Source organism: Demetria terragena DSM 11295, assembly GCF_000376825.1.
In the GTDB taxonomy this organism is placed as follows: domain Bacteria; phylum Actinomycetota; class Actinomycetes; order Actinomycetales; family Dermatophilaceae; genus Demetria; species Demetria terragena.
On sequence record NZ_AQXW01000004.1, the window covers coordinates 983,981 to 1,001,816 of the forward strand.

Here is a 17,836-nt window from a genome sequence, read left to right on the forward strand (position 1 = left end):
GAAGTATGGCGGTGTTCCTGACCGCGTCGAGACCAGGGATTCCGATCGCAGTTACCGCTGAGCCGCTGGACCGATCCAGCCGCCGTGGGCCTCAGCGAGCGCACGCGCCACCGGCCTGCCATTAGACGCCAGCACCTCGGAGGGAACTCGGGGCAGGTTCTCCTCCCAGTCCAGCAACGGTGACCCACGCAGTTGCAGCATGCGTGCCGGACGGCCCATGAGGAGCAGATGCAGGTGCGCGCCCCCGTCGCCATACTTCGCAAGCTGCGCCCGTCCGACACTGGGTAACCCCTCGATTGCCCCGGCCATCGTGCCGACCAGTGAACCCAGTTCGGCTGCCACGGCTGGCGGCATAGTCCCGAGGTCGCAGTGCACGAGTGGACTGAGCCAGGCCATGATCGGCAGGCCGGACCCCTCGAAACCCAAATCGACTTTCCAACGCTCGTTCCACCACATCAGACTGTCCGAGTCGGGGTCGACCGGATTTGCACACCAACACGCGGCCGCGTCCTCACCACGACGGGCGGGCTCGGTGGCGGCGGGCGGCTGAAGCGGTTTCAAGCGCAGGCTGTCGACCTCGTACGGAAAGATGTCCCAGCCTGGCATCTCCTCGACGGCGACCGGCAGCCTTCCGTCCGCGCCGACGTGTGCAGCGATGCGTTCGTAGTAGTCCTCGATGCTCTCTGGCTCCATGGCACCAAGGCTTTCATGCCTGTCATTCAGGCGTGACGTCATCCACGGGCCGACGTATGCCACCGGCACGGCCGGCGGCCCGCGCGTTGCCTATCCCCCTCGGGTGGGCTGGGGCATACTGACCCGAACCGCCGGGCCGTCGGCGGACTCTGCACTTCACTCGAGAGGCCTCATATGCTTCGCCGTTTCGCCGCCGACCACGTCAAGCCGCACCTGTCCGACGATGCCTGGCAGAAGTTGCGCCGGCTGGGTGGGGCGCCGTCATCACCGCCCGAATCATCACGGCCCGAGTCGTCACCGTCCTCGCTCACTGAGCTCGCGGTCAAGCACAAGACAGACAAGTGGAGTACTCGCCACCGCTACACCGGTCACTATGAACGGCACCTTGGTTACCTGCGCAATGAACAGTTCACGTTGCTGGAGATCGGCATCGGGGGCTACGCACGGGACGGTCAGGGCGGAGCGTCGTTGCGCATGTGGAAGGAGTTCTTCCCGAACGCCAGGATCATCGGCTTAGACATCGAGGACAAGTCGTTCGCCCGCGAAGACCGCATTGAGACAGTCGTGGGCAGTCAGGACGATCAGGAGGTCCTTCGGAGAATCGCGGCCAGCGCCCCCGATCTGCAGGTGGTCATTGACGACGGCTCACACGTGAACGACCACATCTTGGCAACCTTCAACATCTTGTTCCCGCTGCTACCCGCAGGCGGCCACTACATGATCGAAGACACGCAGACGTCGTACTGGCCCCGCTACGGCGGGACGCTCGACCCGGACGCCGGCGGCACGTCCAACGGTCTGGCCAGACGCTTGGTCCACGACATCAACTACGAAGAACACACCGAAGACGGCTACGTGCCGACCTACGTGCAGAAGAACGTCACCGGCTTGCACGTGTACCACAACCTCATCTTTATCGATAAGGGAATCAACGCCGAGGGTCGCGTCAAGATGCGCCGCGATTAAGTGCCGCCAGGTCCGGCGTGCGGGAACTGGACGCCTCGCAGGACCCGAGACACGCAAAGGGCGCTTCCCCCACTCGGGGGAAGCGCCCTTTTTCGTGCAGTAGGTCTCGACAAGCTCGACCGGCGTTAGGTCAAGCTCGACCGGCGTTGGGTCTCGACAAGCTCGACCGGCGTTAGGTCAAGCTCGACCGGCGTTGGGCTCGACCGGCGTTAGGTCAGCTGTCCTGAGCGAGTTCCTTGGCGCGCTTCTCGACATCGTCGAGGCCACCGCACATGAAGAACGCCTGCTCGGGGTAGCTGTCGTAGTCACCGTCGGCGATCTTGGTGAACGCCTCGATGGTGTCGGCCAGCGAAACCGTCGAGCCCTCGATGCCGGTGAACTGCTTGGCAACGTAGGTGTTCTGCGACAGGAAGCGCTCGATACGACGGGCCCGGTTCACGAGGATCTTGTCCTCTTCGGAGAGCTCGTCGATACCGAGGATCGCGATGATGTCCTGCAGCTCCTTGTTGCGCTGCAGGATTCCCTTGATCCGGACGGCCGTGTCGTAGTGCTCGTTGGTGATGTAGCGACGGTCCAGGATGCGCGAGGTCGAGGTCAGCGGGTCGACAGCGGGGTAAATACCCTTCGAGGCGATGTCACGGCTGAGCTCAGTGGTCGCATCCAGGTGGGCGAAGGTCGTCGCCGGAGCCGGGTCGGTGTAGTCGTCCGCGGGGACGTAGATCGCCTGCATCGAGGTGATCGAGTGACCACGCGTGGAGGTGATCCGCTCCTGCAGAACGCCCATCTCGTCGGCCAGCGTCGGCTGGTAACCCACGGCCGAGGGCATACGACCCAGCAGGGTCGACACCTCCGATCCGGCCTGGGTGAACCGGAAGATGTTGTCGACGAACAGCAGCACGTCCTGGTTCTGCACATCGCGGAAGTACTCCGCCATGGTCAGCGCCGACAGGGCGACACGAAGACGGGTACCTGGCGGCTCGTCCATCTGGCCGAAGACGAGTGCAGTCTGTCCGAGGACGCCCGCCTCTTCCATTTCGACCATGAGGTCGTTGCCCTCACGAGTGCGCTCGCCCACACCGGCGAAGACCGACACACCACCGTGGTCGCGCGCCACACGGGCGATCATTTCCTGGATCAGCACGGTCTTGCCGACACCGGCACCACCGAACAGACCGATCTTTCCACCCTGGACGTACGGGGTCAGCAGGTCGATGACCTTGATGCCGGTCTCGAACATCTGGGTCTTGGACTCCAGCGCGTCGAACGCCGGCGCCTTGCGGTGGATGCCCCAACGCTCGGTGACTTCGAGGGTCTGCCCCTCTTCCAGGTTCAGGCACTCACCGGTGGCGTTGAAGACCTTGCCCAAGGTGACATCGCCAACGGGCACCGAGATCGGGCCGCCGGTGTCCTTCACCTGAGCGCCGCGCACCAGACCATCGGTCGGCTGCAGCGAAATCGCGCGAACCATGTTGTCGCCAATGTGCTGGGCGACCTCAAGGTTGATGTGGCTGGTCTCGTCGCCAAGGGTGACTTCGGTGTTCAGCAGCGCGTAGATCTCGGGCATCGAGTCGACACCGAACTCCACGTCGACGACCGGGCCAATCACCCGCGCGACGCGACCGACGCCGCCCTCCGCACGCTCCTCCTGCTGGGGAGCCTCAGTGGTCACAGTCATAATTCTTGCTTCCTAACTTCTTCTCAGGCCTCGGAGAGCGCGCTGGCGCCGCCGACGATCTCGGAGATCTCCTGGGTGATCTCCGCCTGGCGAGCCTGGTTGGCGAGACGGGTATAAGTCTTGATGAGCTCTTCGGCGTTGTCAGTCGCCGACTTCATGGCGCGCTGACGGGCAGCGAGCTCGGAGGCCGCAGCTTGCAACAGCGCGTTGTAGATGCGGGCGGTGATGTATTTCGGCAACAACGCGTCCAAGACCTCGGACGCATTGGGCTCGAAGTCGTACAGCGGCAGCGCGCCCGAAGACATCGCCGCCTTCGACGACTCATCGGTCGCGTCGGCTGAGTCCACGACCTCAAGCGGCAACAACCGCAGATCCCGTGGCTCCTGGGTGACCATCGACTTGAACTGGGTGTAGACGATGTGGACCTCGTCCACGCCGCCCTCCTCAGAACCCTTGCCGAACTCCTCCACGAGGCGCTCGCCGATGTCCTTGGCCGAGGCGAAGTCCGGCTTGTCAGTGAAGCCCGTCCACTCCGCGGCGTAGTCCCGGCGACGGAACTTGTAGTAACTCACGCCCTTGCGACCGACGATGAACGGGACAACTTCCTTGCCCTCGTTCGTCAGCCGTTGGATCAACTCACCGCTCTGCTTGATCGCGTTGACCGAGTACGAACCCGCCAGGCCACGGTCGCTCGTACAAATGAGCACCGCTGCCTTCTTGGGGTTCTCTCGCTCGGTCAGGAGCAAGTGATCGGTCGTGGAGTTCCCGGCAACCGCCGAGCACGCACGACTGATCGCGACGGCGTACGGGGTCGAACTCGTGACCGCCGCGCGGGCCTTGACGACCCGCGACGCGGCAATGAGCTCCATCGCCCGGGTGATCTTCTTGGTCGCCTGGACCGAGCGGATCCGCTGGCGGTATACCCGCTGCTGCCCTGCCATGTAAGGCCTCTCTTCGCCTCGTCTCGACCGTTACTTGTTGCGAACGATCTGAGCCTGGTCCATCTGGTCCTGGGTGATCTCGTCGTGCTGCTCCGAGCCCTCACCGCCGTGGTCCTCGGTGGACTGGAACTGCTTCTGGAACTTCTCCATGGCAGCTTTCAGTGCGTCCTGACCGTCGTCCTCGAGCTTGTTGGTCTCGCGGATCGAGGACAGCAACCCAGACTCGTTGCGGCGCAGGAACTCGATCCATTCGCGCTCGAAGCGGTTGACGTCTGCCACCGGAACGGTGTCGAACTTGCCGGTCGTACCGGCCCAGATCGAGGCAACCTGCTCTTCCACCGGGAAGGGCGCGTTCTGCGACTGCTTGAACATCGTCATCAGACGCTCACCGCGGGCGAGCTGCTGACGCGATGCCGCATCCAGGTCAGAAGCGAACATCGCGAAGGCCTGCATCTCGCGGTACTGCGCCAGGTCAACCTTGATCGAACCGGTGACCTTCTTCATCGCCTTGGTCATGGCCGCACCACCCACACGCGACACGGATACACCGACGTCGACGGCGGGACGCTGGTCAGCGTTGAACAGGTCCGACTGCAAGAAGATCTGGCCGTCAGTGATCGAGATGACGTTGGTCGGGATGTATGCCGACACGTCACCAGCCTTGGTCTCAATGATTGGCAAACCAGTCATCGAGCCAGCGCCGAGCTCGTCGCTCAACTTGGCGCAACGCTCAAGCAGGCGGCTGTGCAGGTAGAAGACGTCACCGGGGTATGCCTCACGGCCCGGCGGACGACGCAACAACAGCGACATGGCGCGGTACGCCTCGGCCTGCTTGGACAGGTCGTCGAACACGATGAGGACGTGCTTGCCGTCGTACATCCAGTGCTGACCGATGGCCGAACCGGTGAACGGGGCGAGGTACTTGAAGCCGGCCGGGTCACCCGCGGGGGCGTTGACGATGGTGGTGTATTCCATCGCGCCCGCCTCTTCCAGGGTCGCGCGGACCTCGGAGACGGTGGAGTTCTTCTGACCGATGGCCACGTAGATGCAGCGAACCTGCTTCTCCGGGTCTCCGGTCTCCCAGTTCTGCTTCTGGTTGATGATCGTGTCGGTCGCGATCGTGGTCTTACCGGTCTTACGGTCACCAATGATCAGCTGACGCTGGCCACGGCCGATGGGGGTCATCGAGTCGATGGCCTTGATTCCGGTCATGAGCGGCTCGTGCACCGACTTACGCGATACCACGTTGGGTGCCTGCAACTCGAGCGCGCGGCGGCCTTCGGAGGCGATGTCGCCTAGTCCGTCGATGGGCTGACCCAGCGGGTCGACCACCCGGCCGAGGAAGGCGTCGCCGACCTGTACGGAGAGAACCTCACCGGTGCGCTTGACTTCCTGACCCTCTTCGATACCACCGAAGTCACCCAGGATGACGACACCAATGTCGTGCACGTCCAGGTTCAGGGCGAGGCCGAGCGTGCCGTCCTGGAACTGCAGCAACTCGTTGGTCATGGCGGACGGCAGACCCTCAACGTGGGCGATGCCGTCGCTGGCGTCAATCACGACGCCGACCTCTTCGCGCGAGGCCGCATCGGGTTCGTACGACTGGACATAGCTGTCCAGCGCGTCCCGGATCTCCTCCGGACGGATCGAGAGCTCCGTCATTGTCTTCTCCTTTATGCCGGGTTCGTCCGTGTGGTGAGAACCCGAGGGCTTCGGTATCTGCTTCGTCGGTCGAGCGTGGTGTTGCGTTAGCCGGCCATCGCGCGTCGGGCCTCTTCAAGGCGTCCCGACACGCTGCCATCGATGATGTCGTCACCGATCTGAACTCGCAGTCCGCCAACCAACTCTGGGTCGACCAGGACGTTGAGCTGGACCTGCTTGCCGTAGTTCTTCGAGAGCACCTGAGTGAGTCGCTGAGCGTCGTCGTCCGCGAGCGCGCGAGCACTGGTCACGATCGCGACCAACTGCTCACGGCGGCGAGCGGCGACGTCGGCATAGCGCTGCACTGCCTGGTCAAAACGCTGACCACGCGGGTTGTGTGCTGCCAATGCGGCGAGCCGCTGGGCTTCCGGTGTGGCCTTGCCCTCGAGGAGCTTGGACACCAGTGCTGACTTGTCCTCGCCCGAGCGACGACGGTCGGCCAGTGCGTCCCGCAGCGTGGGAGAGTCCCGCACCGCTTGACCAAGGATGAACAAGTCGTGCTCGACCTGTTCGATCCGGCCTTCGCTCTCCGCGTGGGCCAGCACGGCTTCGGCGCCCAACAGGTCAATGGCATCTGCCATGTCCCGCTCGGCACTCCACCGTTGCCCCGTCGCCTTACGGACAATTTCTCGGGCAGTGTCGGAGACCTTGCCCTCGAAGAGCCGATCGACCAGTCCCTGACGGGAAACGGCCGGACGAGATGGGTCGGACAACGACCGTCGCAGCGCAGCGCTGCCGTCGAGCGTGCGCCCGACAAAGAACAGCTCTTCGGCCAGGTCAGCAGTGCTGCCCTGGGCCAGTGCCTGCTCCAACGCGTTGCGCGAGGTGAGCAGAGCGCCGCGAGACGAGCCGTCCATTAGGACTCCTCAGCCTTGGCGCCGGCCTTGACGGTCTTGGCATCGCCAGCCTCAAGGTCAGCAAGGAAGCGCTCGACGATGCCGCGCTGACGCGTCTCGTCTTCCAGCGACTCCCCAACAATGCGACCCGCGAGGTCGGTCGACATCCGGCCGACGTCACCGCGAAGCGACACCGCTGCCGCCTGCCGCTCAGCCTCAATGGACTTGTGCGCCGACTCGGTGATCCGGCCTGCCTCGACGCCCGCCTGAGTACGCGCTTCGGCGACGATGTCCGCGCCCTGGGCGCGTGCGTCTTCGCGAATCTTGCCCGCCTCGGCATGCGCCTCGGAGAGCTGCTTTTCGTACTTGGCCTTGGCCGCTTCGGCTTCCTTCTGGGCAGCCTCAGCCTCTTCCATGCCGCCTTCGATGGCGGCCGTACGCTCGGCGTACATCTCCTCCATGCGGGGCACGACCTTCTTGGCATAGAGCCAATAAAGGATCGCGAAGGCGACGAGCCCGACGATGATCTCCGCGGGGTGCGGGAGCAGCGGCAGATCCTTGGGCCAACCGACGCTGTCGGCGGCCGCAAGCTTTGGAGTGCTCACGACGCTTCCTCTCTGCTAGTCAAGCGAGCTAATGGACCTGTGTTTCAGGTCTATTAACTCGGCGCCTCGCCCATGAAGACGAACGCAAAGACCAGACCCAAAATGGCGAGGGCCTCGGTGAGGGCCATGCCGGTGAAGGCGATGGTCTGCAGGGTGCCGCGAGCCTCAGGCTGACGAGCAACGCCGTTGATGTAGGCGGCGAAGATCAGGCCCACACCGATACCGGGTCCGATGGCGGCAAGGCCGTAGCCGAGGTAAGCAATGCTTCCGTACATCTCGATGACTCACTTTCGTGTTTCTGTGGTCCCCGCCTGGCGTGTCACCGGGCGGAAGTCTGAAGGTTTGCGGTGCGTATGAAGTTGTGAAAGTGCGGGCGCTCAGTGGTGCTCGGACACTGCGTCCGAGATGTAGAGGGCCGTGAGCAGCGTGAAGATGAAGGCCTGGAGGAACTCCACCAGGAGTTCGAAGAAGGTCATCAGGATGGCCATGCCGAAGGACATGACTCCGGAGAACTTCAGGAAGATGCCGTCGCCGTGCAGGAGCAGGTACTGACCACCCAGGATGAAGACCAACAGCATCAGGTGGCCGGCCATCATGTTGCCGAAGAGTCGCAGCGCGAGTGTCAGCGGGCGGATGAAGAAGTAGGTCAGGAACTCCAGCACGAACATGATCGGCTTGAGCCAGCCGGGCAGGCCGGGCGGAATAAGCGAGCCGAGGTATTTGCCGAAACCACCCTTAGTGCGGATCCCCACCACGTGGTAGGTGACGTAGACAATCGCGGTCAGCACGATCGGGAAGGCGATGGTGCTCATGGTCGGGAACTGCACGAACGGCAGAATCCCGAAGAGGTTATTGAGCAGGATCAGCGTGAAGACGGTGAACAGCAACGGCAAGAAGGGCCGCAGGTGCTTGTCGCCGATGACGTCGCGCCCGATCGAGTTGCGCACGAAACCGTAGATCTGCTCGGCATAGAACTGGCGCTTACCGGGCACCACGGTCAACTTGCCTGCGACGGTCACAAAGAACCAGCCGAGAACCGCGACCGAGATCAGCATCATGGCCGCCGGGCGGGTAAAGGCCCAGTCGCTGCCACCGCCGATCAGTGACCAGAAGAAGACCTCAGTGCCGGGGGCCTCAAAGCTCTCTCCGTCACCGGCCGCCGAAAGCGCCGCCAGGCTGGACGTCATGCTCAGGCTCACTGCCTCTCCTCCATCGAAACGGTGTGCTCGCTGACGTCCGCCACACCGTGGCAGTTCAGCAGATCAGTCGCCAGACGCTGGCGTAGAACGTGAATGCTCGAACGTGCGGCACGAGCCAGGTCGTACGCTACCCGACCTTGCGCTACGCACGAAAAACGGGATCCCCCAGGATGAGGAGTCGTCATGACGCACCCTCTGCTGCATCAGGCGCAGGCTCGTCATAGATCGGAACGCGCGCCTGTCGCCACGCCACGACCTGCGCGACCTGCCACACGACGATGCTCACCAGCATGGCCACCCCAGCTGACCAAGAATCGAGAGCCTCGATCTGGCGGGCGACCACCAGGACACCGAACAACACGATGATCTGTCCGAAGTACGTCGCCATGCCGACAGCCATGAACAACATGGGGTCAGCGCTGCGGACGAACTTGGACATCATCAGCATGCCGGACACGAAGAAGGCGACCGCGATTCCAGCGCCGACAAGGCCCGACCAAAACGCGGTGAGGTCACGCACGATCCAGAGGATCACGGCGGTGGCAACACCGGCGATCGCCGTCGGGACAGCGGCACGCCGAAGCACGAGCCGGAAGGGGTTATGCCCTGATCCGATCGGTGCGGCCATCGTGAAAGTCACCTGCCTGAAGGGCGGTCGGGAGATGCGAGTCGACGAGCAGCCAGGCGCCCGTCGATCTGCTTGTGAAAACTATCACAAGCAGATCGACGGTGGCGAATTCAGCCGCTCCTCGGCTTTCGGTTCTAACTTCGGTCAGACCATCCGTGAGCATGTGCTCACGGATGGTCTGACCGAACTTCGACATACCGACCTAATCGTGCCGCGGATGCGTTGATCAGGGCGTGTGCTGGGCCATCCACTTCGGCACACCCCAGGTGAGCACCAACGAGCCGCCGAGCAGTGCCGCCAGAATGGTCGCGGCCACCGGCAGCGGGAACCACGAGAACGCCAGCACGCCCACTGCGATCGAAAACGACCAGGCGTAGAGGATGAGCACCGCCCGGCGGTGGGTATGCCCGATCAGCATCATCTTGTGATGCAGGTGAAGTCGGTCGGGGCGGCTGAAGTTCAGGCCTCGTCGCCGGAAGGCCATGACGATGTCGATGACTGGCAGCATCAAGATCGCGACTGGCAGCGCGATGGGCAGCCACCACGACACCGTCGGAGAAACATCGACCTTGGCCGGGTCGTAGTCGCCCGTAAAACTGATCGTCGCTGCGGACAGCAACAGGCCGAGCAACAGCGCTCCGGAGTCGCCCATGAAGAGCCTGGCCGGATGGAAGTTGTGCGGCAGGAAACCCAAGCAACACCCCACCACCACAGCGCTCAGGAGCGCCGCCACCGAGAACACATTGGGCGGATCAAACCGGGGCTGCTGGTAGGCCCAGATGAAGAACGTCAGCCCCGCGATCGCCACCACTCCCGCGGCGAGGCCGTCCAGGCCGTCGATGAAATTCACGGCGTTTGTCGTCGCGACCACGATGAGAATCGTGAGCGCCACCAGCAGCGGTTGCGGCAGGATCGTCACGCCGCCCACGGGGAGGCTGACCAACTGAACGCCCGAGAGCGCCATGATGCCGCCTGCGAGGACCTGCCCCGCACCCTTGGTTAGCGCATCGACCTCACGAAAGTCATCGACGGCACCAAGCCCGGCCATGATGGCCGCACCCGCGAGGACGCCAGCCAACTTGAGCCCCTGTCCCTCACCTTCTTGGAAGAGCTGCGAGAGGTACGGCAGTTGGGAGGCCACCGCGAAGCCCGCGATCAGGCCCGCCAGCATCGCCAGCCCACCCAACCGCGGGATCACCGTGGAATGCACGTCCCGCCCCCGCACGGGGGTGTAGGCGCCGTAGCGACTAGCCACCCACCGGGCAAGAGGCGTCATCACGAACGTCACCACCGCGACGACGAGACCGACGAGGACGTACTCACGCACGGGCGATTAGCCAGCCGTGGGTTCGGGGTACGCCGGGAAGCGGGTCACCAAGTCGGTGACCTCGGCGCGCACGTCTTGAGCGACTGAATGCTCTGCGGTGCCGTCGCCCTGGGTGATGGCCCGGTGGATGAGGTCAGCGATGACCTTCATCTCCTCCGTGCCCATCCCCTGGGTGGTCACACACGGTGCTCCGACCCGGATGCCCGAGGCCACGTTGGGCTTCTGCGGGTCGAACGGGATGGCGTTCTTGTTCAACACGATCCCCGCGGCATCGGCACGCTTTTCGGCATCGGCTCCGGTGACCTGGACGCCCTGCAGGTCGTGCAGTGACAGGTGCGTGTCAGTGCCGCCAGTAGTGGGGCGAATGCCCTTCTCTCCCAACGAAGTCGCCAGCTGCTGTGCGTTCGCGATGACTTGCTTCGCGTAGGCCTGATAGTCGGCCGACGCGCATTCCTTGAAGTTGACGGCCTTGGCCGCGATGGTGTGCATCTGCGGGCCGCCCTGCATCATCGGGAAGACTGCTTTGTCGAGTGCTTTGGCGTGCTCCTCCTTGCACACCAGCGCGCCTGACCGTGGGCCGCGCAGCACCTTGTGGGTGGTGAACGTCACGACGTCGGCGTGCGGCACGGGCGAGGGAATGGCCTGACCGGCGACCAGGCCGATGAAGTGAGCCGCGTCGACCCACAGGATCGCACCGACCTCGTCCGCGACGCGACGGAAAAACTCGAAATCGATCAGGCGGGGAATGGCCGAGCCACCAGCGCAGATGATCTTCGGCTTGTGCTCCTTGGCCAGACGCTCAACCTCGTCGTAGTCGATGTCCTCGGTGTTCTTGTCCACGCCGTAATGCACCGCGTTGAACCACTTGCCGGAGAAGGACACCTTCGTGCCGTGCGTCAGGTGGCCACCCATCGGCAGCGCCATCGCGAGGATGGTGTCTCCCGGCTGCATGAATGCGCCGTAGACCGCCTGGTTTGCGCTCGCCCCGCTGTGCGGCTGGACGTTGGCGTGGTCGGCACCAAGCAGCGACTTACACCGCTCGATCGCCAGGTTCTCGGCAACGTCAACGACCTCGCACCCGCCGTAGTAGCGGCGACCCGGGTATCCCTCGGCGTATTTGTTGGTCAGCGTGGAGCCGAGCGCGGCGATGACGGCCGGGCTCGACATGTTCTCGCTGGCAATGAGTTGCAGGCCGCTCCGAAGGCGGTCGACCTCGCCCAACAGGACGTCAGCAACTTCTGGGTCGAAGGACTGGAGGGCGGCGTAGTCGGCGCCGAAGTAAGGCTGGCTCATGCGTGTCACCGTTCGTTCGAAGGGGTGGGGTCGGTGTCGTCTAGGTCGGGATCGTCGTCAGTGGTCTCGACACGGCTCGCGCTAGCGCGCTCGCCTGCTCGACCGGCGTTGTTGTCGTCGTCGGGGGCGATGAGCTCGACTCCTTCGCCGAGAGCGGCGCGCAGTCTCTCGACGGAGATGGCCCCGACCCGCAGGACGACCGGGTCTGGCTTGGTGCAGTCGATGATGGTGGAGGGGGTGCCGCCGGGTCGTTCACCCGCGTCGAGGTAGGCATCGACGAAACCGCCGAGCATGAACCCCGCCTCGGTCACCGTGGAGGCCGGATCCTGTCCGGTGCGATTGGCACTGCTGACCGCGAGCGGCCCAGTTTCGGCCAGCAGACTGAGCGTGACGTCGTCGTCGGGCATACGCAGCCCGACCGTGCCGTTGGTGTCACCCAGGTCCCAGGACAGAGACTGCTGTGCTCGTACCACGATGGTCAGCCCACCAGGCCAGAACTCTTTGATGAGGCGCCGAACATAGGAAGGCGTCGCCATCGCCAGGCCATCGACGGTGCGCGGATTCGGTACGAGCACCGGCGGCGGCATATCGCGACCGCGACCCTTTGCCTCGAAAATGCGTTCCACCCCGGCGACGCTGAATGCGTCAGCCGCGAGACCGTACACCGTGTCGGTCGGGATCACGACGAGTCTGCCGTCGGCGAGGGTCTCCTGCGCCGCAGCGAGACCGTCCTTCCGTTGCTGTTCGTCAGAACAGTCGAAGACCTGCGTCAATCAATGCTCCTTAGTCTGCGCGACCGCCAGGGTCGAGGGCGTGCAGCTTCGAAGTCAGAGCCTAGTCGGGCGTAGGTGACATGCTGCAGCCATGCTCCATGATTTCGCCGATCGGACGTTTGAGCCGGATGAGTTTCGCGCTGTGGTCCGAGAAGCACAGCAACCACTCACTTTCACTCGGTGCGATCTTCGCGAACTACGCCTGCGCGACCTTGACCTGTCCGAGGCGACGTTCACCGACTGCGCCATGGACCAGATCGATCTGCAAGGCGCCCGGCTCGGCGACACCGCGTTCATGGCGTGCCGCCTCATGGGCGCACAGCTCCGCAACGTCGGCGGGCTCGGGTTTCGTCTCGAACGATGCAATCTGTTTGCCGCCGACCTGACCGGCGCCCCGCTCGCTCGAGCCAACCTCACCGGTTGTCGGTTGACCGAGGCCACGCTGCGCGGGGCCGACCTGCGCTGGGCCATTTTTGATGGGTGCGACCTCACCGGAGCTGACATTGCACTCGCCAAACTCGAGGGAGCCGACTTGCGCGCTGCTGCGCTCGGCCCGTGCGACCTCGACCGGTTGGGCGCGTTGCGCGGTGCCATCATCTCCCCCGCCCAGGCGAGCTCGATCATCGAAGAACTCGCGCGCGTCACCGTCGCGCCGATCAGTTAGTCGGGCCCGCCATGGCGTGATCGCACTCAGGAGGCGTTGCACAATGGATCAATGACGGTCCATGCAGGTCCTGAAGCACTGCGTTGGCTGCGCGAGGTCAGCGGCCTCACGCAGCGCCGCCTGGCGGAACTCTCCGGGGTCAGCGAGCGGACGATCCGAGGTCTCGAGCGCGGCCAGGTCGCCACTCCGCATCAGGCATCCCTGCACGCTCTCGTCGACGCCGCCGAACTGGATTCACTCCAGACCGCGACCTTCTTGCGGGCATGGGCCCCCGACCGGGTTCGCTCGCTGACCGAGCTCAGTCGCAAGCTCTCCTCGGTCGAGGATGTCGTGGCCGAGATCATTCTTCAGAACGACGTCGAAGAGCACCTCATCACGTGTTGGACGCGATACGTCGTCAGAAACGAGATGGTGCGTAGCTATACGACTCGGGTGGTCTTGGAGGCGAATTCCGACCGGGTCGATACCTACGTCATTCCGTTTGCCTATCAGGTGCACGAGGAGCCACCGCGAATCGCCATCACCACCACCGGTGCCAGCGTTCAACAGCGCCATCACTTCGCGGACATCGGCGTCATCGTCTACGAGCTCCACCTCAACCGAACCCTGATGCGGGGCGAATCTGGCGCGTTCGAGTTCACGGTCACCCTCGAGAACTACCCGCCCCCGGAGTTCTCCGATCCCACCGAATGGTTCATGAGGCTCACCCATCGTGTGACCCCTCTGGTGGTCCTCGAGGTCCAGTTCGAGTCGCCGCCAGACGAGCTGTGGGTCGTGGATCTCGATGAGAACGGCGCTCGCCGGAAGGTCCGCACCATCGAGGTGGATCGCCACGGCCGAGCCCATTACGTGGTGCGAGACGTCCGCGCGGGAGCTAATGGCTTCGAGTGGACATTCCCCCTCCCGTCGGCGTCCTGACAGGTACCGCGGGCACACTAGGTTCCATGCTTATGCTTCTGCCCGTGCAGCACATGCCGGGCCACAGCGACTCCGGGCAGCGTGGTGCCAGATGCCGTCCGTAGGCAGCGGCGGGCCCGCGGCCATCAGGTGGCTGCGGGAGGTCAGCGGACTCACCCAGCGTGGCCTGGCGGAAGCCTCCGGTGTCAGTGAGCGCACCATTCGAGGGCTGGAGCGGGGGCACGTCCAACGACCGCACTACTCGTCTCTTCGGTCCCTCGCCAAGGCCGCCGGACTAGAGCACGACCAGCGTGAAGCGTTCTTGCGGGCGTGGTCCCCCGACCGTGGTCGATCACTGTCCGAACTCAACCCCGAACGACCGGACCTCATCGCGGCTGAGACCACCATCCGTACGGAGATTGAGGAGCGGGTGCTCGCGACGTGGAACACGTTTTACGTCGGCGCTGACCGGCAACGGAGCGGGGCCAGATCAAGCGTGACGATCGAGGCACGCCGCGACGGTATCGATACCTACTGCATCCCCCTCCTCTCCGACGAACTAGGCGTCCTTCCGCAGGTCTACGTCTCCGAGACCATTGGCTGTGAACCGCTCGACATCCATGAGTTTCCTGCCAACGGACTTGTGGTGATCGAGTTGGGGCTCGACCGGCCCAAGCAACTCGGCGAGATCTACGCGCTGGAGTTCGCCCTTGAGGCGCCTGCCGGATCCGACATCATGGGGACTTCCGCCAGCGCGAGCGACCGCTGCCAGGCAGGTCGTATTGCCCAACGTGTCATCGATGTTCTCGTCGTCGGCGTAACTTTCGAGCACCCACCAGCTCGCGTCTGGGAGATCGAGAAGATAGGCAGCGCGCCCGAACGAGTGGTAGGCGACTCCCCCCTCGACCGCGATCATCACGCCCAAGTTGTGCGGCGCCACGCCCTGCCCGGCCACTACGGGTTTAGGTGGGAGTGGGAGTAGACCATATTTTGGACGATCGACCGAAAACCGGCAGTTCTTCCGGCAACATCGGCGGAAACAGTGTTCTCGAATTGACTCACGCTGCCGGATGCGACGGAATGGATAACGCCGCCCCGCAGCGCGCTAGACCGGTCATCAAACTGCCCCCATGGATGACTGAGACGGCGCCTGCGGGCGCGGTAACTCAGGGATTGTGCGGGTTGTCCACAACCGGCTTCCTCCGGGCCCGGACAGCCCGCGGCTTGCCCGCGAGGTCGGGAACATCGACGATGTCGACCCACCCTGAGCGGCCCAGGCGCTCCGGCAGGATGTCGCCTTGCACGTCGGCGTGTTCCATCACCAGCACCCCACCTGGGCGCACCAGCGCATAGGCGCGTGCGGCCACCTCAAGGGGAAACCGCAGGCCGTCGTCGCTGCCGCCAAAGAGCGCGACCTCTGGGTCGTGGTCGCGTACCTCCGGGTCAACCGGCACCATGCCTACCGGGATGTAGGGCGGATTGCTGACCACCACATCGACTGTTCCGTCGAGTTCGGGAAAAGACTCCTGCGCGCGTCCCAGGCGCAGGTCAATGTCGACGCCCAGCGAGGCGGCGTTGCGCTCGGCCCAGGCGTGAGCGTGCTGGTCAAGCTCTACCGCGTGGACGACGGCATCGGGACGCTCCTGCTTAATGGCGAGCGCCAGCGCTCCAGAACCGGTGCACAGGTCGACAACTCGCCCGCCCTCCGACAACTCCGCGAGCACCAGATCGACCAGCAGTTCCGTTTCAGGGCGCGGGATGAAAACCCCTGGCCCCACAGCGAGTTCGAGATTCCTGAAGGGTGCAGAACCGGTGAGGTGCTGCAGCGGTATGCGCTCGCACCGCGCCTGAATGAGTCCTTCCAGACGGGCGAGCACATCGTTCGCAGGGAGCTCTCCGAGGATGTCCGCGCGACGCACCTCCGCAACGGTCCGGCCTCCAGCGAGGGCCATGAGACTGACCGCGTCCGACTCCGGCGACGGCACGCCCGCGGCCCGCAACCTGGCTGCGACCTCTCGGATCCGCCAGGACCCTGATGGGGTCACTGGTCGGCCACGTCGAACTCCGCCAGCCGTGCGTTTTCATCAGCAGCGACGGCCGAATCGATGACCTCCGCCAGGCCGCCGTCCAAGACGGTGTCGAGATGGTGGGCCTTGAATCCGGTCCGGTGGTCAGCGATCCGGTTCTCGGGGAAGTTGTAGGTACGAATGCGCTCACTGCGATCCATCGTGCGAATCTGGGACTTGCGGACGGCCGAGGCCTCCGCCTCCCGCTCGTCGAGCTGCAACTGCCGAAGTCGCGCGCGCAAGACGCGCATCGCCGATTCCTTGTTCTGCAGCTGCGACTTCTCGTTCTGGCAGGAGACCACCAGACCACTTGGCAGGTGGGTGATGCGCACGGCGGAGTCGGTGGTGTTGACCGACTGGCCCCCGGGGCCGGACGAGCGGTAAACATCGATCTTGAGGTCATTCGGGCCGATCTCTACCTCGTCGTCCTCCTCCACCTGAGGAGTGACCAAGACACCGGCGGCTGAGGTGTGGATGCGTCCCTGCGACTCGGTGACTGGAACCCGTTGAACTCGATGGACGCCGCCTTCATATTTCAGTCGCGCCCAGGGTTGGGTCCCCGGCTCCATCACGCCTTTAGCCTGAATGCTCAGGCGCACATCGGTGTATCCGCCCAGGTCAGACTCCGTCGCATCCACAATCTCCGCGCGCCACCCGGAGCGCTCGGCATAGCGCAGGTACATCCGGACCAAGTCGCTGGCGAAGAGCGCCGCCTCGGCGCCACCGGCACCCGCCTTGACCTCCAGGATCACGTCCCGGTCATCGTCTTCATCACGCGGCAGCAGGAGCGTACGCAATCGCTCGGCCGCGCTACTGGCCTCGGCCTCGAGTGCCGGGACCTCCTCGGCAAAAGCCGCGTCCTCGGTCGCCAGTTCACGTGCCGCATCCAGGTCGTCGTTGGCCGCCGTCCAGGCGTGATAGGCGCTCACCGTGGGTCCAAGCGCGGCATAGCGCTTGTTGAGTTTGCGGAACACCGCGGGATCGCTGTGGACCTCGGGGTCGGCAAGTTGGCGCTCGAGCTCGGCGTACTCGGCAACGACGCTTGCTGCGGACTCCAACATAGGGGACCTCTCGGGGACGGTGGCGGCTCTGGAAACGACGAACGCCGGCCCCGTCCCCCATGGGACGAGACCGGCGCGTTCGCGAAGCTACTTGGCGGCCTTCTTGCCGTAGCGCTCCTGGAAGCGAGCAACTCGACCACCGGTGTCGAGGATCTTCTGCTTGCCGGTGTAGAAGGGGTGGCACTGCGAGCAGACTTCGGCGTGAATCTTGCCGCTCTCGGCAGTGCTACGCGTGGTGAACGAGGCGCCACAGGTACAGCTGACCTGGGTCTCGTGGTACGTGGGGTGAAGGTCTTTCTTCACGGCAGTCTCCTTGATGTTTGATGTCTCCGGGTCGCCCTGGGCGTGAACCGGATGACCAGCGCGCCATTTTGCCAGATCAGGCACGTAGTCACCTAAACGAGAACGATTCGCCGTTCATTCCCTGACCCACGCAGCACCTGTTCGTGGGACGGATGCCATCAAATGCGCCACTTGCAACAATTGTCGCGGCGGTCGGTGGCATGGTGAC

Annotated in this window: 19 protein-coding genes; 4 read left to right on the forward strand and 15 right to left on the reverse strand. The window is 64.2% G+C overall.

Annotation, left to right across the window (positions count from 1 at the left end; genetic code table 11):
- Positions 1 to 51: 51 nt before the first annotated feature.
- Complete coding sequence (locus tag F562_RS0108820) at positions 52 to 693, reverse strand: hypothetical protein (protein ID WP_018156589.1); 642 nt, start codon at positions 691 to 693, stop codon at positions 52 to 54.
- 174 nt (positions 694 to 867) lie between these two features.
- Here F562_RS0108820 and F562_RS0108825 point away from each other — a divergent pair, with 174 nt between their 5' ends.
- On the forward strand, positions 868 to 1,659 hold the full coding sequence (locus F562_RS0108825) for a CmcI family methyltransferase (RefSeq protein WP_018156590.1): 792 nt from the start codon (positions 868 to 870) through the stop codon (positions 1,657 to 1,659).
- 214 nt (positions 1,660 to 1,873) lie between these two features.
- Here F562_RS0108825 and atpD read toward each other — a convergent pair whose 3' ends face one another.
- The 11 genes from atpD to F562_RS0108885 all read right to left on the reverse strand — a co-directional run bounded on the left by atpD (position 1,874) and on the right by F562_RS0108885 (position 12,637).
- Entirely contained in the window at positions 1,874 to 3,334 is a 1,461-nt protein-coding gene (atpD, locus tag F562_RS0108830) for a F0F1 ATP synthase subunit beta (RefSeq protein ID WP_018156591.1), read from the reverse strand.
- 23 nt (positions 3,335 to 3,357) lie between these two features.
- Complete coding sequence (locus F562_RS0108835) at positions 3,358 to 4,275, reverse strand: F0F1 ATP synthase subunit gamma (RefSeq protein ID WP_018156592.1); 918 nt, start codon at positions 4,273 to 4,275, stop codon at positions 3,358 to 3,360.
- 30 nt (positions 4,276 to 4,305) lie between these two features.
- Positions 4,306 to 5,937: a F0F1 ATP synthase subunit alpha gene (gene atpA / locus F562_RS0108840; RefSeq protein WP_018156593.1), complete on the reverse strand. Its 1,632-nt coding sequence runs from the start codon at positions 5,935 to 5,937 to the stop codon at positions 4,306 to 4,308.
- A gap of 86 nt (positions 5,938 to 6,023) precedes the next feature.
- A complete protein-coding gene (locus F562_RS0108845) occupies positions 6,024 to 6,833 on the reverse strand; it encodes a F0F1 ATP synthase subunit delta (protein WP_018156594.1) in 810 nt (269 codons plus the stop codon).
- A complete protein-coding gene (locus F562_RS0108850; RefSeq protein ID WP_018156595.1) occupies positions 6,833 to 7,417 on the reverse strand; it encodes a F0F1 ATP synthase subunit B in 585 nt (194 codons plus the stop codon). Before F562_RS0108850 ends, F562_RS0108845 begins: the two co-directional genes overlap by 1 nt.
- A 53-nt stretch (positions 7,418 to 7,470) precedes the next feature.
- Complete coding sequence (atpE, locus tag F562_RS0108855; RefSeq protein WP_018156596.1) at positions 7,471 to 7,692, reverse strand: ATP synthase F0 subunit C; 222 nt, start codon at positions 7,690 to 7,692, stop codon at positions 7,471 to 7,473.
- Positions 7,693 to 7,794: 102 nt separating this feature from the next.
- Complete coding sequence (gene atpB, locus F562_RS0108860) at positions 7,795 to 8,616, reverse strand: F0F1 ATP synthase subunit A (protein WP_018156597.1); 822 nt, start codon at positions 8,614 to 8,616, stop codon at positions 7,795 to 7,797.
- Between the two features lie 181 nt (positions 8,617 to 8,797).
- Positions 8,798 to 9,244 carry a Cg1360 family ATP-synthase-associated protein gene (locus F562_RS0108865; RefSeq protein ID WP_018156598.1) on the reverse strand — a complete coding sequence of 149 codons (447 nt, stop codon included), beginning with the start codon at positions 9,242 to 9,244 and terminating at the stop codon, positions 8,798 to 8,800.
- Between the two features lie 226 nt (positions 9,245 to 9,470).
- Positions 9,471 to 10,571, reverse strand: coding sequence for an MraY family glycosyltransferase (locus F562_RS0108875; protein ID WP_018156600.1), 1,101 nt, complete (start codon positions 10,569 to 10,571; stop codon positions 9,471 to 9,473).
- A gap of 6 nt (positions 10,572 to 10,577) precedes the next feature.
- On the reverse strand, positions 10,578 to 11,864 hold the full coding sequence (locus tag F562_RS0108880; protein WP_018156601.1) for a serine hydroxymethyltransferase: 1,287 nt from the start codon (positions 11,862 to 11,864) through the stop codon (positions 10,578 to 10,580).
- A 5-nt stretch (positions 11,865 to 11,869) separates the two neighbouring features.
- Entirely contained in the window at positions 11,870 to 12,637 is a 768-nt protein-coding gene (locus tag F562_RS0108885) for an L-threonylcarbamoyladenylate synthase (protein ID WP_018156602.1), read from the reverse strand.
- Positions 12,638 to 12,728: 91 nt separating this feature from the next.
- Between F562_RS0108885 and F562_RS18575 the strand changes: the two genes are divergently transcribed.
- The 3 genes from F562_RS18575 (at position 12,729) to F562_RS0108900 (ending at position 15,180) form a co-directional block, all read left to right on the forward strand.
- Positions 12,729 to 13,301, forward strand: a complete 573-nt coding sequence (locus F562_RS18575; protein WP_018156603.1) for a pentapeptide repeat-containing protein — start codon at positions 12,729 to 12,731, stop codon at positions 13,299 to 13,301.
- A 51-nt stretch (positions 13,302 to 13,352) separates the two neighbouring features.
- Entirely contained in the window at positions 13,353 to 14,219 is an 867-nt protein-coding gene (locus tag F562_RS0108895) for a helix-turn-helix domain-containing protein (RefSeq protein ID WP_026181137.1), read from the forward strand.
- 91 nt (positions 14,220 to 14,310) lie between these two features.
- Positions 14,311 to 15,180: a helix-turn-helix domain-containing protein gene (locus tag F562_RS0108900; RefSeq protein ID WP_026181138.1), complete on the forward strand. Its 870-nt coding sequence runs from the start codon at positions 14,311 to 14,313 to the stop codon at positions 15,178 to 15,180.
- Between the two features lie 184 nt (positions 15,181 to 15,364).
- Here the strand turns inward: F562_RS0108900 and prmC are convergent, their stop codons facing one another.
- The 3 genes from prmC to rpmE form a co-directional block, all read right to left on the reverse strand.
- Positions 15,365 to 16,243, reverse strand: a complete 879-nt coding sequence (gene prmC / locus F562_RS0108905; RefSeq protein ID WP_018156604.1) for a peptide chain release factor N(5)-glutamine methyltransferase — start codon at positions 16,241 to 16,243, stop codon at positions 15,365 to 15,367.
- Positions 16,240 to 17,325 (reverse strand): peptide chain release factor 1, encoded by a 1,086-nt coding sequence (gene prfA, locus F562_RS0108910; RefSeq protein WP_018156605.1) that lies wholly within the window; start codon positions 17,323 to 17,325, stop codon positions 16,240 to 16,242. The genes prmC and prfA overlap by 4 nt, the downstream gene beginning before the upstream one ends.
- 87 nt (positions 17,326 to 17,412) lie before the next feature.
- A complete protein-coding gene (gene rpmE / locus F562_RS0108915; RefSeq protein ID WP_026181139.1) occupies positions 17,413 to 17,628 on the reverse strand; it encodes a 50S ribosomal protein L31 in 216 nt (71 codons plus the stop codon).
- Positions 17,629 to 17,836: the final 208 nt, after the last annotated feature.

Bases quoted from the DNA above. Each gene is read 5' to 3' on its own strand.
- atpE (WP_018156596.1), bottom strand. From the start codon at position 7,692: ATGTACGGAAGCATTGCTTACCTCGGCTACGGCCTTGCCGCCATCGGA.
- F562_RS0108895 (WP_026181137.1), top strand. From the start codon at position 13,353: ATGACGGTCCATGCAGGTCCTGAAGCACTGCGTTGGCTGCGCGAGGTC.
- F562_RS0108880 (WP_018156601.1), bottom strand. From the start codon at position 11,864: ATGAGCCAGCCTTACTTCGGCGCCGACTACGCCGCCCTCCAGTCCTTC.
- F562_RS0108835 (WP_018156592.1), bottom strand. From the start codon at position 4,275: ATGGCAGGGCAGCAGCGGGTATACCGCCAGCGGATCCGCTCGGTCCAG.
- atpA (WP_018156593.1), bottom strand. From the start codon at position 5,937: ATGACGGAGCTCTCGATCCGTCCGGAGGAGATCCGGGACGCGCTGGAC.
- prfA (WP_018156605.1), bottom strand. From the start codon at position 17,325: ATGTTGGAGTCCGCAGCAAGCGTCGTTGCCGAGTACGCCGAGCTCGAG.
- F562_RS0108900 (WP_026181138.1), top strand. From the start codon at position 14,311: ATGCCGTCCGTAGGCAGCGGCGGGCCCGCGGCCATCAGGTGGCTGCGG.
- F562_RS0108825 (WP_018156590.1), top strand. From the start codon at position 868: ATGCTTCGCCGTTTCGCCGCCGACCACGTCAAGCCGCACCTGTCCGAC.
- F562_RS18575 (WP_018156603.1), top strand. From the start codon at position 12,729: ATGCTCCATGATTTCGCCGATCGGACGTTTGAGCCGGATGAGTTTCGC.
- F562_RS0108865 (WP_018156598.1), bottom strand. From the start codon at position 9,244: ATGGCCGCACCGATCGGATCAGGGCATAACCCCTTCCGGCTCGTGCTT.
- F562_RS0108820 (WP_018156589.1), bottom strand. From the start codon at position 693: ATGGAGCCAGAGAGCATCGAGGACTACTACGAACGCATCGCTGCACAC.
- F562_RS0108845 (WP_018156594.1), bottom strand. From the start codon at position 6,833: ATGGACGGCTCGTCTCGCGGCGCTCTGCTCACCTCGCGCAACGCGTTG.
- atpD (WP_018156591.1), bottom strand. From the start codon at position 3,334: ATGACTGTGACCACTGAGGCTCCCCAGCAGGAGGAGCGTGCGGAGGGC.